14 protein-coding genes are annotated in these 14,135 nt (G+C 72.3%); 4 read left to right on the top strand and 10 right to left on the bottom strand.

Features of this window, described 5'->3' with window-relative positions; translation table 11 throughout:
- Window positions 1–85: 85 nt before the first annotated feature.
- Window positions 86–1,666 (bottom strand): methylmalonyl-CoA mutase, encoded by a 1,581-nt coding sequence (locus OG199_RS17560; protein ID WP_405830215.1) that lies wholly within the window; start codon window positions 1,664–1,666, stop codon window positions 86–88.
- 270 nt (window positions 1,667–1,936) lie between these two features.
- Between OG199_RS17560 and OG199_RS17565 the strand changes: the two genes are divergently transcribed.
- The gene (locus OG199_RS17565) at window positions 1,937–2,791 is read left to right on the top strand and encodes a L,D-transpeptidase family protein (RefSeq protein ID WP_405830217.1); all 855 of its coding nucleotides are present in this window, start codon (window positions 1,937–1,939) and stop codon (window positions 2,789–2,791) included.
- Window positions 2,792–3,119: 328 nt separating this feature from the next.
- Here the strand turns inward: OG199_RS17565 and OG199_RS17570 are convergent, their stop codons facing one another.
- The 9 genes from OG199_RS17570 to OG199_RS17610 form a co-directional block, all read right to left on the bottom strand.
- Complete coding sequence (locus tag OG199_RS17570) at window positions 3,120–4,220, bottom strand: hypothetical protein (RefSeq protein WP_405830218.1); 1,101 nt, start codon at window positions 4,218–4,220, stop codon at window positions 3,120–3,122.
- Window positions 4,220–4,882 (bottom strand): RNA polymerase sigma factor, encoded by a 663-nt coding sequence (locus tag OG199_RS17575; protein WP_356797247.1) that lies wholly within the window; start codon window positions 4,880–4,882, stop codon window positions 4,220–4,222. Before OG199_RS17575 ends, OG199_RS17570 begins: the two co-directional genes overlap by 1 nt.
- Window positions 4,883–5,253: 371 nt before the next feature.
- Window positions 5,254–5,574: a hypothetical protein gene (locus OG199_RS17580; protein WP_405830220.1), complete on the bottom strand. Its 321-nt coding sequence runs from the start codon at window positions 5,572–5,574 to the stop codon at window positions 5,254–5,256.
- 35 nt (window positions 5,575–5,609) lie between these two features.
- Window positions 5,610–6,287, bottom strand: coding sequence for an RNA polymerase sigma factor (locus OG199_RS17585; RefSeq protein WP_356797350.1), 678 nt, complete (start codon window positions 6,285–6,287; stop codon window positions 5,610–5,612).
- 194 nt (window positions 6,288–6,481) lie between these two features.
- A complete protein-coding gene (locus OG199_RS17590) occupies window positions 6,482–7,954 on the bottom strand; it encodes an MFS transporter (protein ID WP_405830222.1) in 1,473 nt (490 codons plus the stop codon).
- A 112-nt stretch (window positions 7,955–8,066) separates the two neighbouring features.
- On the bottom strand, window positions 8,067–8,462 hold the full coding sequence (locus OG199_RS17595) for a hypothetical protein (RefSeq protein WP_351717934.1): 396 nt from the start codon (window positions 8,460–8,462) through the stop codon (window positions 8,067–8,069).
- Window positions 8,463–8,731: 269 nt separating this feature from the next.
- Window positions 8,732–9,301, bottom strand: a complete 570-nt coding sequence (locus OG199_RS17600) for a hypothetical protein (protein WP_405830224.1) — start codon at window positions 9,299–9,301, stop codon at window positions 8,732–8,734.
- Window positions 9,302–9,490: 189 nt separating this feature from the next.
- The gene (locus OG199_RS17605; protein WP_405830226.1) at window positions 9,491–10,243 is read right to left on the bottom strand and encodes a DUF4328 domain-containing protein; all 753 of its coding nucleotides are present in this window, start codon (window positions 10,241–10,243) and stop codon (window positions 9,491–9,493) included.
- A 207-nt stretch (window positions 10,244–10,450) separates the two neighbouring features.
- A complete protein-coding gene (locus OG199_RS17610) occupies window positions 10,451–12,085 on the bottom strand; it encodes a beta-N-acetylhexosaminidase (protein ID WP_405830227.1) in 1,635 nt (544 codons plus the stop codon).
- Window positions 12,086–12,340: 255 nt separating this feature from the next.
- On the opposite strand from OG199_RS17610, the gene OG199_RS17615 reads away from it, so the two are divergent.
- The 3 genes from OG199_RS17615 (at window position 12,341) to OG199_RS17625 (ending at window position 14,120) form a co-directional block, all read left to right on the top strand.
- Entirely contained in the window at window positions 12,341–12,964 is a 624-nt protein-coding gene (locus OG199_RS17615; RefSeq protein WP_356797258.1) for a 2-oxo-4-hydroxy-4-carboxy-5-ureidoimidazoline decarboxylase, read from the top strand.
- 278 nt (window positions 12,965–13,242) lie between these two features.
- Window positions 13,243–13,623 carry a succinate dehydrogenase, cytochrome b556 subunit gene (gene sdhC, locus OG199_RS17620; RefSeq protein ID WP_356797260.1) on the top strand — a complete coding sequence of 127 codons (381 nt, stop codon included), beginning with the start codon at window positions 13,243–13,245 and terminating at the stop codon, window positions 13,621–13,623.
- Between the two features lie 5 nt (window positions 13,624–13,628).
- The gene (locus OG199_RS17625; protein ID WP_266700966.1) at window positions 13,629–14,120 is read left to right on the top strand and encodes a succinate dehydrogenase hydrophobic membrane anchor subunit; all 492 of its coding nucleotides are present in this window, start codon (window positions 13,629–13,631) and stop codon (window positions 14,118–14,120) included.
- Window positions 14,121–14,135 lie beyond the last annotated feature (15 nt).

The raw sequence follows: 14,135 nt of genomic DNA on the forward strand, positions 1-14,135 counted from the left end.
TCCTTTTCAGGGGTCACTCTCCATGAGCGTGACCGGGGGCGTTCGGCTTTCGCCCCCGATCACCCGTAGGGAGGAATCGCCCAGGTCAGAAGGCATCCGTCGGCACGTAGGTCCCCCAGACCTCGCGCAGCGCGTTGCACACCTCGCCGACCGTGGCGCGGGCGCGCAGGGCGTCCTTCATCGGGTAGAGGACGTTGGCCGTGCCCTCGGCCGCCCTCTTCAGGTCGGCGAGGGCCGCCTCGACCGCCGCCCCGTCGCGCTCGGCGCGCAGCCTGGCGAGGCGTTCGGCCTGCTGGGCCTCGATGGCCGGGTCGACCCGCAGCGGCTCGTACGGCTCCTCCTCGTCGAGCTGGAAGCGGTTGACGCCGACCACGACCCGCTCGCCGGAGTCGGTCTCCTGCGCGATGCGGTACGCGCTGCGCTCGATCTCGCCCTTCTGGAAGCCCTGTTCGATGGCGTTGACCGCGCCGCCCAGGTCCTCGACCCTCGTCATGAGGTCGACGGCGGCCGCCTCGACGTCGTCGGTCATGCTCTCGATGACGTACGAGCCCGCGAAGGGGTCGACGGTCGCCGTGACGTCGGTCTCGTAGGCCAGCACCTGCTGTGTCCGCAGGGCCAGACGCGCCGACTTGTCGGTCGGCAGTGCGATCGCCTCGTCGAAGGAGTTGGTGTGCAGCGACTGGGTGCCGCCGAGGACCGCGCCCAGGCCCTGGACCGCGACGCGCACCAGGTTCACCTCCGGCTGCTGGGCCGTCAGCTGCACGCCCGCGGTCTGCGTGTGGAAGCGCAGCATCAGTGACTTGGGGTCCTTCGCGCCGAACTCGTCGCGCATCACACGGGCCCAGATGCGGCGTGCGGCCCGGAACTTGGCGACCTCCTCCAGGATCGTCGTACGGGCGACGAAGAAGAAGGACAGGCGGGGAGCGAAGTCGTCGACGTCCATGCCGGCCGCCACCGCGGTGCGGACGTACTCGATGCCGTCCGCGAGGGTGAACGCGATCTCCTGTGCGGGGGAGGCGCCCGCCTCGGCCATGTGATAGCCGGAGATCGAGATCGTGTTCCACTTCGGGATCTCGGTCCTGCAGTACTTGAAGATGTCCGCGATCAGCCGCAGGGACGGCTTGGGCGGGAAGATGTACGTGCCGCGCGCGATGTACTCCTTCAGCACGTCGTTCTGGATCGTGCCGGTCAACCGGGACGCCGGGACGCCCTGTTCCTCGCCGACCAGCTGGTACATGAGCAGCAGCAGAGCCGCGGGGGCGTTGATCGTCATCGAGGTGGAGACCTTGTCCAGCGGGATGCCGCCGAACAGGATCCGCATGTCCTCCACCGAGTCGATCGCGACGCCGACCTTGCCGACCTCGCCGTGCGCGATGGCGGCGTCCGAGTCGTGGCCCATCTGGGTGGGCAGGTCGAAGGCGACCGAGAGGCCCATCGTGCCGTTCGCGATCAGCTGCTTGTACCGCGCGTTCGACTCCACCGCCGTGCCGAATCCGGCGTACTGGCGCATCGTCCAGGGACGGCCGGTGTACATCGACGGGTACACACCGCGGGTGTAGGGGTACTGGCCGGGTTCGCCCAGCTTCTCCGCCGGATCCCAGTCCTTCAGGACCCCCGGTCCGTAGACCGCTTCGATGGGCTGTCCGGACTCCGACTCGCGCGACATCGCTGTGCCTCCCGCTGGGTTACTCACTGGTAGGTCCGCCTCTCGCGACGGACTGTAGTGGTGGCCGTGCGCCCGGTGGAGAGGACCGGGCTGGGACCTTGCTCACAGACCGGTGCACGAACCTGTTCCCTTCTGTTGCGCCCGCCTTCTCCCTCCTCCATGCCGCGCGGTTCACGACCGGTCACGCGCGGGGAACATCCTCAGGGTGTCTCCCAGGGGTATACCTGGCACATCGGCGTGCGGTGGACGGGTGAGACGACGGGGGTTCGAATGCGCATCACAGGTAGGGGAAGAGCACTGGCCGCTCTGCTGACGCTCATCGCGGTGAGCGGCTGCCGGGTCGAGACCGTCGACGCGCACGGGACGCGGACGCCGGTGAGGGCGACGCCCGGCTCGACGGGCACTTCGGACGACGCCAAGCCCGGTGCGGGAGGCGCCGTGCCGGGTTCCGCGTCGCGGGAACCGGGCCCGACCGCCTCCAGAACACCGCCTCCCAAGGTGCTGTGGTCCCGCGGCGACCGTGGCCGGGACGTCCGTGAGGTCCAGGCCCGGCTGCGCCAGCTCGCCTGGCTCTTCGAGGGCCCGACGGGGACGTACGACTCCGCGACGGTCACGGCCGTATGGGGCTTCCAGGGCAAGCGGGGGCTCGCGCGCACCGGCGCGCTGGACGCCGTGACCTGGCAACGGCTGCTGTCGATGACGCACGAGCCGGCCCGGTGGGAGCTGTACGCGTTCGGCGGCCAGCCCGCCGCCCCGCCCGACCCGCGCTGCCTGACCGGCCGGGTGCTGTGCGTCAGCAAGACGAGCCGCACCCTGCGCTGGATGGTCGACGGAAGGACCGTCTCGGTGATGGACGTGCGGTTCGGCTCGCAGTACACCCCGACCCGCGAAGGCGTGTTCAGCGTGGACTTCAAGTCCCGCTACCACGTGTCGACGATCTATCACACGTCCATGCCGTACGCGATGTTCTTCAGCGGCGGCCAGGCGGTGCACTACTCCGCCGACTTCGCGGCCCGCGGCTACGCGGGCGCCTCGCACGGCTGCGTCAACGTACGGGACGAGGGGAAGATCGCGGCGCTGTTCGCGCAGGTCCGCACGGGGGACAAGGTCGTCGTCTACTGGTGACGGCGGGCGGCCGGGCGCTCAGTGCTTGCAGGGCGCGGGCGGGACCGGGGGAACGTGTCCCGCCCGCGCCGGTGTGCACCGAGCCTGGGTACGGGGGGAACCCGGCTCGGTGCGACGGCCGATGACCAGTCGGCTCACCCAGTACTGCGTCGACGCGGCCGAAAACGTCACACCGGCGCGGAAAAAAGTTCAAGGAAATACGAAACCGCAGTTCAGAGCGGGTGCGTGAAGGTGTCTCGGCACCTGGTGGCCGGCGGCGGCGTCCGCCGTGTGGCCGGGAAGCGGCTGTCGATGGCCGGGAAGCGGCTGTCGATGGCCGGGAAGCGGCTCAGACGGCCGACCTCTGCGGCAACGCCTCGTCCGCCCGCACGGTGTCCCGTACGGCCGAGGAGAGCGCCGACGTGCGCGGCGGGACCGGTGCCAGAGCCGAGGGCAGGACCGGGGTGAAGACCCCGCTGTGGTGGTGGCCGTTGCCGCCCGGGCCCACGTGGCCGCCGTCGTCGCCGCCTTTTCCGTCGCCGGAACCGTGCCCGGACTCGTGGCCGGGGCCGGAGCCGCTCTGCCCGTCGCCCTGACCGTCCTGACCGCCCCGGTCGTCCCGGCCCTCGCCGGAACCGGCTCCCGTCCAGCCCAGGACACGCCTGCAGAACGTCTTCACCCGTCCGCCGCCGCCCGCCGCGTCCGTCAGGACGCGTCTGCGGCCGGCCTCCAGGTTCTTGCCGCCCAGGACATCCCGGCAGGACGAGCGCGTCCTGCTCCACCACTCGTGGGAGCGCGCCGGCCGGCCCGGCCCGGACGGGTGGGGCTGCCCGCTCGCGGAGTCGCCGGCCGCCACGTCGTCGGAGGAGCCGGAACCGGCCGATCCGCTCGTCGTGGCACCGGGCAGCGGTACCTCTGAGCCGTCGGCCTGCGACACCCCCGGCGACGGCGAGACCAGCGGGCGCTGCGGTGTCTGGGCCGCGGAGACCGTGGCGGCCGGGTGCGACCTGTCGTCACGGAACGGAGTCGGCAGCACTCCGGTTCCGGCCGCGACGGCGACCCCGCCGATCATGCCGACGGCCAGCGCGGCGGCCAGCCCGAAGCGCACGGGGCGGCCCCAGCGGGCCCGGTGACCGCCCGGACCGGGGCTCCCCAGACGGACCAGACCGGCGTCGGCGGAGTGCGCGGCGGCCCGCGGGTCCCGGCCCGCGACGGCCTGGGCCGACACTCCGTCACGGCCGGCGCGAGTGGCCCGGAACGCGGCCAACGCGGCGGCCTCGCCGGGGAGTTCGGCTCCGTCCGGCGCGGGTTCCGCGACCAGCGAGGCGAGCACCTCGGCCAGCCGCTCCACGCGTTCCTTGGTGTCGGCGTCGACGGCCTCCAGCGGCTCACCGCGCAACAGACGCTCCGCGGCCTCGCGGTCCAGCCACCTGTAGTCCTCGTCGGCCATCACATGTCCTTCTGCGTCCGCGACCGCGTATGCGTCACACCGGCGGACGTCACCGCGCGTGTGCGCGACTCTCTAGGTGGGGGTACCGCGCCGAGCGCGACCGCGGATTCCGGATCGCCGCCGATCAGCTCCGCGAGCCGCTTCAGACCCCGGTGCGCCGCGGTGCGGACGGCTCCGGGCCGCTTGCCGAGGGTCTCGGCCGCGGACTTGGCGTCGAGGCCGACGACGACCCGCAGTACGACGGCCTCCGCCTGGTCCTGCGGGAGCTGGGCTATCAGCGAGAGGGTGCTGTCGGTGGTCAGCGCCTCGATGGCCTCGCCCGCGGTGTCCGACTCGGCGGCCCTGCCGGTCAGTTCGGTCTCGTCGCCGCCGATCGCGGGGCGGCGCCCGCGCATGCGTATGTGGTCGAGGGCGCGGTTGCGGGCGATCCGGGCGGCCCAGCCGCGGAAGCGGTCGGCGTCGCCGCTGAACCTCTCCAGGTCGCGGGCGATCTGCAGCCAGGCCTCGGAGGTGACGTCCTCCGCGTCCGGGTCACCCACCAGCGTCCGTACGTATCCGAGCAGCCGTGGGTGCACCGCGCGGTACACAGTCCGGAACGCGGTCTCGTCCCCGTCCTGCGCCGCAAGCACCGCGGTGGTCAGCTCCGCGTCGTCCCCCAGCACCCGCGCGCCCCTCTTTGCGCCTGAACCGGCGCCGCTCTCGCGGACCGGGCTCTCGCCGTTGTGGTTGCCTGTCCTCCGCGCCCCGGCGCGAATGGCACGTTACGGCCTGAAACAGCTCCCCGTCCACGTCCGTACAACTTGCAACTATCTCGTGACGGAGCGAGGTGTGACACAAAACGCAGTCGCGGCGCTGTAGAGAGTACGGGCCGCCGCGCGGCCCGTGCCGCGCGACGGCCGGGGCCTCTCCTGTGGGGGGTGGCGGCCCCGGCCGTTGCCATCGGCTCTCCGGACGGGCGTCTTCGGTACGCCGCCGCCGCATCCCACGGGACACGCCCGGCTTCGCCGTGGGGCAGGCCCCCTCCCCCCCACCCCTACTCCGGCTCCTCCGGCTCCCGCTCCCGCGCCTGCGCCTGCGCCTGCGCCAGCGCCTGCTCCGGATTCTCCGTCTCCGCCCCGGCGCCCGAGTTCCCGTCGGCCCGGTGAGTCACCCCGGTCATGTCGGTCCAGTCGTCCCGCCGCCGGGTCCGCGCCCCGTGCGCCCCCCGCTCCCGCGCGGCCCGGTACGCGGCGACGGCCCGCCCCTCCGCGTCGGGATCGACGGGAGCGGTCCGTACGGCGGCGAGCAGCGCGTCGAGGGAGACATCGAGGGAGGTGCCGAGGAAGGGCCCGGCGTCTCCGTGCCGTTCACCCATGTCTCCACCCACCCCTCACCGACCGCTCCTGGCGCTCATCCCGAATCCCCCAGCGTCCGGCGGCCTTCGGGCGTCACACCGCCTGTCGCGCCGTCGTCCGTGCCGCTCGGCGCGCCGTCGTCCGTGGCGTTGTCGGTCCCGTCGGCGGCGATCTGCTGGGCCAGTCGCTTCAGACCGCGATGGGCCGCGGTGCGCACCGCGCCCGGGCGCTTGCCGAGGACGCGTGCGGCGGCCGGGCCGTCCAGGCCGACGACCACCCGCAGCAGAACGGCCTCAGCCTGGTCGCGGGGCAGTCGCGCGACCAGTTCCAGGGCGCGCTCGGTACCGAGGGTCTCCAGCGCCTGGTCGTGGGTGCTGTGGTGGCCGGGCAGCTCCAGTGCCTCGTTCTCGAGTGGAGTGGCCCGGGGCCGTGCTTTCTGGCGTCGCAGATGGTCGAGCGCGCGGTGCCGGGCGATCGTCGCGGTCCACCCGCGGAACCCGGCGCCGTCCCCCCGGAACCGTCCCAGGTCACGGGCGATCTCCAGCCAGGCGTCGGACGCCACGTCCTCGGCGTCGTCCCCGACGATCCCGCGCAGATAGCCGAGCAGGCCCGGCTGCACCATCCGGTAGGCGACCGCGAAGGAGGCCTCGTCCCCCTCCTGCGCCCGCGCCACGGCCGCACCGAGCTCACCGTCGTACACCTGTACGCGGCGGGGTTCCCCTCCCTGGCCCAACACTGTCCTCGTTCGTACCGAGTTCACCTGAATGCGCGCCGTGCGACACGGCCGGCCGTGTCGACGTCCCCGTGGTCATCAGCGTCGGCCCCCACGGAAATGTCACAGGCCGTCAGGGCCGCCGCCCGCACCTCGGAGCGCCACCGGCCCACACGTCCGGGCGGCGGGAGGCGCGGCTCGCGTACGGGCGTCCGTCAGCCGACGCTCTCCACCGGCTCGGGCGCCGGGGCCGGTTGTCCCTGCGCGGCCGGCATCCGGTCGGCGTTCACCACGACCCCGGCGATCAGCGCGGCCAGCAGCAGCGCGCCCATCGCCCACCAGGTGGCGACGTTGAAGCCGTGCACGGCGGCCCGGGACGCGAGGGTGCGGCGGTCGGCGCCGGGCCCGGCGTGGGCGGTCGCATAGCGGGTCGTGACACTCGCGGCGATCGTGTTGAGCAGCGCCGTCCCGATGGAACCGCCCACCTGCTGAGCGGTGTTGAAGGTCGCGGAGGCCGCGCCCGCGTCCCGGGGCGCGACGCTCGACGTGGCCAGCGAGACGCAGGTCATCATCGCCGTGCCCATGCCGAGGCCGAGCATCAGCATGCCGGGCAGGACGTGCGACGCGTACGCGGGTGCCACGCCGACCTGCGCGATGATCGCCAACGCGCCCGCGGCGAGCAGCAGTCCCGGGACGATCAGCGCACGCGGCGGAACACGGTTCAGCAGCCGGGCCGCGACCTGCGTGGAGCCGGTGATCATGCCGACGGTGATGGGCAGATAGGCGAGCCCGGTCTTCAGCGGCGAGTACCCGAGGACACGCTGGAAGTAGTACGTGAGGAAGAGGAAGACCCCGAACATCCCGATGGTGACCATCAGGATGGTGAGGAACGCCCCGACCCGCTGCCGGTCCCTCACCACCGACATCGGCAGCAGCGGCACCCTGGCCCGGGTCTGCCACAGCCCGAACAGGCCGAGCAGTACGACGCCGGCGGCCAGCAGGCCGAGGACCAGTCCGTCGTCCCAGCTCCGCGACTCCGCCTCCGAGAAGCCGTACACCAGCGAGAGCATGCCGGCGGAGCCGAGCAGCGCGCCCGGCACGTCGAGGTGCGCGTCCTCGTAGCGGCCCCCGCCGTCGAGCAGCAGCCAGGCGCCCGCGAACGCGACGAGGGCGATGGGGACGTTGACGTACAGACACCAGCGCCAGTCGAGGTACTGGGTGAGGAGACCGCCCGCGAGGAGTCCGATCGCCGCGCCCGCGCCGACGATCGCGCCGAACACGCCGAAGGCCTTGCCGCGTTCCCTGGGATCGGTGAACGTCGTGGTGAGCAGCGAAAGGGCGGCCGGCGCGACCAGCGCCGCGAACACGCCCTGCAGGGCGCGCGCCCCGAACAGCATCCCGGAGTCGGCCGCTGCGCCGCCCAGCGCGGACGCGGCGGCGAAGCCCAACAGGCCCGTCATGAAGGCGAGTCTGCGCCCGGCGAGATCGGCGATCCGGCCGCCGAGCAGCAGCAGGCCCCCGAAGGCCAGGGTGTAGGCGGTGATGACCCACTGCCGGTTCCCGTCCGACATGTGCAGGGCGGTCTGGGCGGACGGCAGGGCGATGTTCACGATGGTCATGTCGAGGATGACCATCAGCTGGGCGAGGGCGATGACAACCAGCGCCCACCAGCGGCGGTTCGCGGCCACGAGGCCTCCCGGGTCCGGCGGTTGCCCTCATGGTCCCTCCGGGGACCGCCCGTTGGGAACGGTCGCGTACCTTAAGAGGTGGTAATCCTGCCGCCCTGCCCCGACGAGTCCGTCAGCGCCGCGCCCTGTCCCCGGTGGCCTCCCGGCACAGCAGACGCAGCGAGCCGTCGCCCCCGTAGCAGCGGCGGGCCTCGTCGATCGGGTCCCACAGCCGCCCGTCGGGGGTCCGCAGCCAGTGCTCGCCGCCGGTCTCCCACCACTCCGCGCCGGTGTACCGGGCGACGACCTCGCCGGCGTACGCGCCGAAGCCGCGCAGCACACTCTCCACGGCGGCGTACGGCGCCCGTTCGCGGCGTATCTCGTCGATCAGCCGGTCGACGCGCCACAGACTCTGGGCCGAGTAGTCGAGGCGCAGTCGGGCGCCCTCGCGCATCGTGGCGACGGTGTCCGCCGCCCAGCGCACGGGCTTCGTCGCGGCCTGGGGCCTGGTTGCTCGCTGTGCGTTCACACTCGGAAAAGCGCTCCGCGGACGGGTTTCGTCACGCGTTCCGGGCACATTCGCGACACCGGCCCACGACCCCCATCCGCCCGCGCAGGACAGTCACAGGAACCCCGCAGGAAACAGGTTTACGGCCGGGCCGGGGACTCAGGGCTCCGGTCCGTCCTCCCTGACCCCTGACTCCTGCCCCACCGCCCGGGACTCCGGTCGCGGCACGTCGGGACCCTGACCGGGCCTCACCTTCCGCGCCTCGTCGCCGCCGGACCCGGGGCTCCGCGTCACGCGCGTCCGCGGGCCCGCCGCGACACCACCGCGCGCAGCACGCGCCGTCCCTCCGTGGACACCTCCAGCGCGGGGCGCAGTCCGCCCGCGCCCCGGCCCGCCAGTAGCTCCAGGACGGCGACCTGGCGGCGCAGTTCGGCCGCGACGAGGGGGGAGATGCCGTCCGTGTCGCCCTCGCGGTGCGCCGAGACCGGACACGTACCGGTGTCGTCGGCGGTGGCGTCGAGCAGCCGGTGGATCCGCAGGGCCGCCACCGAGCACGCGTCGGCCCACTCCCGCAGGTCGGACGCGCGGGTGTCGTCGGGAGCGGCGGCGAGCATACGGCGGACCAGGACGGCGGCCTCGTCCTCGTCGGCGACGGCCTGTCCGGGGTCGGCGGCGTCCAGCTCGGTCCGCGCCCGTTCGAGGCACTCGCTCCAGGCGCCACCGTCCACGAGGCTCGACCACAGCGGTCTCAGGACCTCGTCGTCGCCGCCCAGCAGAGGCACACATCGATCCAAACAAGCCAGCCCGCTGGCCGCCAGACCACGCTCGTCGGCCTGAGCGATCAGGTCCACCAGACTCATCACGCCTCCCCTCGACAGGGCGCTCCCCCTTACGGAGCCCGCACTTTCCCTTACTGCGTGCTCAGCAGCGGGAGTGTCACAGAGGTACCACGCCGAGCCGGTCCAGGAGGCGAAACAGCAGATTTTCGGCCAACGGTGGGGTCTCCGCGGTCAGTACGGCGAGCGGCCGCCTGATCCCGCCGACAGGTGTCAGACCGCCGCCGCCGGTCCGCGCAGGGCCTTCTCGTTCTGCATCCGGGTCAGCCGCAGGACGACGAGGATCGCCAGCAGCGCGGCGGCGATGTCGGTGGCGTCCGCGAACATCGTCTGGCCGGCCGCGTGCTGGATCTCCAGCGGGGTCCCGGCGTGGCGGTGCTCCGTCATGGAGGCCCGGTCGGCGGCCAGCGCGATCAGCCACAGCGCCCACCAGACGTTGACCAGGCCGTGCGAGACCCGGACGCCCTGCGGGGCGCTCGCGTCCCAGATGTCCAGCATGATCCGGCGCGGGCGCCACAGGTTGAGCACCGGCACGAACCAGCCCCAGAACGTCCAGGCGCGGCTCTTTCCGTGTCCGAAGGGATCGAACACCTCGGCGTTGATCCGCGCCCGGTGGAACCAGACGAGGAAGACGACGACGGTCGCGAGCAGGGCGCCCGTCTGCGCGTACCCGGCCGCGGAGTACAGCGAGTCCGCGTGGTCCGCCTTCCGCCGGATGCCCTCCCCGGTCCGGCCGTCCACCAGCGCGGACGCCACGTCGTACATCGTGCGGTCCGCCCGGATCGCGAAGAGGTCGGTCGCGACCACCAGGCCGAGCAGCGCGGCGGTGGCCCGCCCGAGGCCGACCGGCGACCTCAGCCAGGCCGGACCGTGCGGGGACACCGGGGTGCCTGTCGGCAGCGGTGCGGGTACGGACGGGGGCGCGGGCACGGACATGGGCGCACCGGACATGGGCGCATCAGGCATGGGTGTACTGGACATCGGGCCCCCCGGGTCTCCGGCCCGCACGCGAGGCGGTACCGGCACAAGAAGCCGGGTGCGCCCCTTCCCCAGGGGCACACCCGGCACACGAACCATCGGAAGATACGTTCATCCCGTCCCGGCGTCCAACCGATTGCGCCCGGCCCCGCGGCGGATGCGACCAGTGGGTCCGGCCCGCCCCGCGGGGCCCGTTCAGCCCAGTCGGTCCGCGAGGCTCTTGAAGCCGGTCCAGGACAGGTCCGGGCGGCCCGGATCCCACAGCTTCTGGATGGTCGCGCGCAACGGCATCCTGATGCCCGCCGCCACCTGGTCCTGGGTCTGCGAGCCCGCGAGATCGCACCAGACGGCGAAGCTCCCGCCGAGGATCTGGCCGTCGTACCTCGACGGGACCGGTGTGGTGCCGCGCAGCACGAGCGGGGTCCACTGCTCGTAGATGCGCTGCCCGGTCGGATAGACGAAGGTCTGCGGTTCGCCGAGGACGTAGTAGAGGAACTCGTCGTTGTAGTTGATGAGTTCGCGGCCGGCGCTCAGGTACTCGGCCGGCGGCCGCGCGCCGATCTCCTTGCCGGTCCAGTACGCGACCTCGATGTCCTTGGCGGCCTGGACGTTGCCCCCGCGGAAGAACCCGTCGTTCCAGGCGCGCGAGGTCCGGTCGTGTCCGCGCACCACCGCGGCGCGGTCGTTGAGCCAGCCGGTCGTCAGGTCGGCGACGCTCCCGCCGGCCCCGAAGAGCTTCCTGGCCGCGGCGGCCAGCTGCGGGTAGGAGGTCGCCGGGTTCGCCACCGTCAGCGCCTGGTACTCGTCGCCGCCGAGGTGCCAGTACGGGCCGGGGAAGAGACCCGCGTACTCGTTGAGCAGGTCGTCGACGATGCCCGCCGAGGCCGGCTTGGAGATGTCGACGGCTCCGCGGGTGGGGACCCCCGAGGCGTTCCGGAGCTGGAGGTCGGGGTGGGCGGCGATCACCGCGCCGAGGTGGCCCGGCGAGTCGATCTCGGGAACGACATGGATGTGGCGGCTCTCCGCGAGGTCGATGATGTCCTTGACCTCGGTCTTGGACAGGTGCTGCCGGGACACGATCTCCGGGTGGGTGTCCGACTGGATGCGGAAGCCCTGGTCGTCGGAGAAGTGCAGGCCCAGCTCGTTGAACTTCAGGTCGGCCAGTTCGCGGACCCGGTCCTCGATCCAGGCGGCCGTGAAGTGCTTGCGGGCGATGTCCAGCATGAAGCCGCGGCGCGGCTTCGCGGGCCGGTCGCGTACGACGCCCTCCGGCGCGGTACCACCGCCGTGCACCTCCTGCTTCAGGGTGCGCGTGCCGTAGAAGACGCCCGCCTGGCCCGGCGCGGAGATGGTGACCCGGCGGTTCTTCACCGTCAGGGTGTACGACTCCGGATCGGCGGCGGTGTCGTTCAGACCGAGTTCGACGTCACCGTCACGGGCCTGCGTCCGCCCCGCGTAGGACAGTTTCAGTTCCCCCGCGATCAGCTTCCCCTCGTCGGCGAGCCCGGCGTCGTCGACGACCACCCGGCCGCCCGCGGCGGGACGCCAGCCGGGACCCCGGGCGGGCGTGTGCTCCCGCACGGCGGGAATCGTGCGGGGAGCCTGGGAGAGGGGGTAGGTCCGGGTGGCCGAGGCGGCCGCGGAGGACCGGCTCGCGGCGGCGGACCTGCTCGCCGAGGACACGCTCGCCCCGGTCGGCTCGCCGTCACCGGAGGGCCACAGCACCACGGCCGCCACCACGGCGCCCGCCGCCACCACCGCTCCGGCGGCGATCAGCGCCGGCCGTCTCCCGCTCCGCACCGGCGCCCGTCGCCGCCTGCCCGTGCTCACCGCACCACGCCTTTCACGATCGCGCTCGCGCCCCGGCCGTCGAGACCCGCACCTTCACGTACGCATCCCGCACCCCGTACACCTCACGTCGTACACCCCCCTCATGAACCACAGTCCCTTTCTCCTTCACAACCGTCCACCGCACGTTCCGAAACTCTCCCGTCCGGGTGAAATTCAGGCATCGGACGGACAGCTCCCGTCAATCGTCGATAGCGTGGCGGCACACTTCTCACTTCATCCCCTGCCGCACCACACGTGACGTCCACAGGACGCCCCGGCACGCACCCGCCGCCATCCCATCGCCGAGGACCCACGCTGCCCGCGCACCGTCTCCCACGCCTCCCCGGCCAGGTCGCCCTACCCGAGCAGAAGAGCGGGTCACCGTCCCCGGCGCGCCTGCAGCACTTCAACAACGCGCCCGCCGACGACGTCGAGCGGGCCCTGCTCACGTGCTGCCGCAATCCGCGCTGGGCCCACCGGCTGGCCGCCCACCGGCCCTACCCGGATCTGGACGCCCTGCTGGCCGCGGCCGACGAGGCGGCGTACGACCTCACGCCCGGCGATCTCGCCGAAGCACTGGCCGGCGAGTCGCTCACGCCGCTCCCGGACGGCGGCTACTCCGCCGCCCACACCGCGCTGAGCGCCGCGCACGCCGCGTACGAAAGCCGCTTCGGGCACGTGTTCGTCATCTGCCTGGACGGCATAGCCCCCGAAGAAGCCCTCGACCAGGTGCTCGGTGCCATCCGGTCACGATTGACGAACGATCGGGAGGAGGAGCGCGTGACGACGGCGGACGAACTGCGCCGCCTCGCCCGGGGCCGCCTCGCCCGTCTGGTGCAGCACTTCAGCGCGCCACCCGTACTGGAGCACCCCCTCTAGGACCGCCACCACTCGGACGCGACCTCCCGGACCGCCCCCTCTGGGACCGCCACCCCCCGGACGCCACCTCCCGGATCGCCGGGACACAGGGCCGCGCTCCGTGTCCGCAGTAGCCCGTCCGTGCCTGATTGTCTGCCAGTTTGATCACATAGATAGGGCCGCTGTAAACGTTCCGACAAGTCGTCGCTACGATGGCCGGGGCCGGTGGACCGTACCCGGCCGGGCCGACCGACACAGAAGCCGGCAGGCCCCAATCCCCGCTCCCGGAGGGTTCTTCCGTGCCGGCTGGAACGCTGTACCGCGGCCGGGAAGGAATGTGGTCCTGGGTGGCTCATCGAGTCACCGGCGTCCTCATCTTCTTCTTCCTGTTCGTACACGTGCTGGACACCGCTCTCGTCCGTGTCTCCCCCGAGGACTACGACAAGGTCGTGTCCACGTACAAGACGCCGATCGTCGCGCTGTTGGAGTACGGCCTCGTCGCCGCCATCCTCTTCCACGCGCTCAACGGCCTGCGTGTCATCGCCGTCGACTTCTGGTCGAAGGGCCCGCGCTACCAGAAGCAGATGCTCTGGTCCGTCGTCGGTATCTGGGTCGTGCTGATGGTCGGGGCGCTCTACCCCGTCCTCGGGCACGCATTCCGCGAAGTCTTCGGGAGCTGACGCAGATGTCCACCACAGAGACCGCCGCTTCCGGCATCGGCCCCGTCGAGGGCGCGGGCACGTTCTCGGCGTACGGCGTCGACAACCCGGCGCCGCTCATCGAGGCCCCCCGCAAGCGCACCAAGAAGACCCCGAAGTCGACGCGCGGCAATTTCGAGATGTACGGCTGGCTCTTCATGCGCCTGTCCGGCATCGTCCTCGTCGTCCTGGTCCTCGGCCACCTGCTCATCCAGCTCGTCCTCGACGGCGGTGTGTCCAAGATCGGCTTCGCGTTCGTCGCGGGCCGCTGGGCGTCCCCGTGGTGGCAGGCCTGGGACCTCGCGATGCTGTGGCTCGCCATGCTGCACGGCGCCAACGGCCTGCGCACGGTCATCAACGACTACGCCGAGCGCGCGAACACCCGCCTGTGGCTCAAGGGCCTGCTCTACACCGCGACGGTGTTCACCATCCTGCTGGGCACGCTGGTGATCTTCACCTTCGACCCGAACATCCGCTAGGCACGGGGCTGAGGT

The sequence above is a fragment of the Streptomyces sp. NBC_01176 genome (assembly GCF_045039825.1).
Lineage (GTDB): Bacteria > Actinomycetota > Actinomycetes > Streptomycetales > Streptomycetaceae > Streptomyces.

Bases quoted from the DNA above. Each gene is read 5' to 3' on its own strand.
- OG199_RS17560 (WP_405830215.1), bottom strand. From the start codon at position 1,666: ATGTCGCGCGAGTCGGAGTCCGGACAGCCCATCGAAGCGGTCTACGGA.
- OG199_RS17565 (WP_405830217.1), top strand. From the start codon at position 1,937: ATGCGCATCACAGGTAGGGGAAGAGCACTGGCCGCTCTGCTGACGCTC.
- OG199_RS17570 (WP_405830218.1), bottom strand. From the start codon at position 4,220: ATGGCCGACGAGGACTACAGGTGGCTGGACCGCGAGGCCGCGGAGCGT.
- OG199_RS17580 (WP_405830220.1), bottom strand. From the start codon at position 5,574: ATGGGTGAACGGCACGGAGACGCCGGGCCCTTCCTCGGCACCTCCCTC.
- OG199_RS17600 (WP_405830224.1), bottom strand. From the start codon at position 9,301: ATGAGTCTGGTGGACCTGATCGCTCAGGCCGACGAGCGTGGTCTGGCG.
- OG199_RS17605 (WP_405830226.1), bottom strand. From the start codon at position 10,243: ATGCCTGATGCGCCCATGTCCGGTGCGCCCATGTCCGTGCCCGCGCCC.
- OG199_RS17625 (WP_266700966.1), top strand. From the start codon at position 13,629: ATGTCCACCACAGAGACCGCCGCTTCCGGCATCGGCCCCGTCGAGGGC.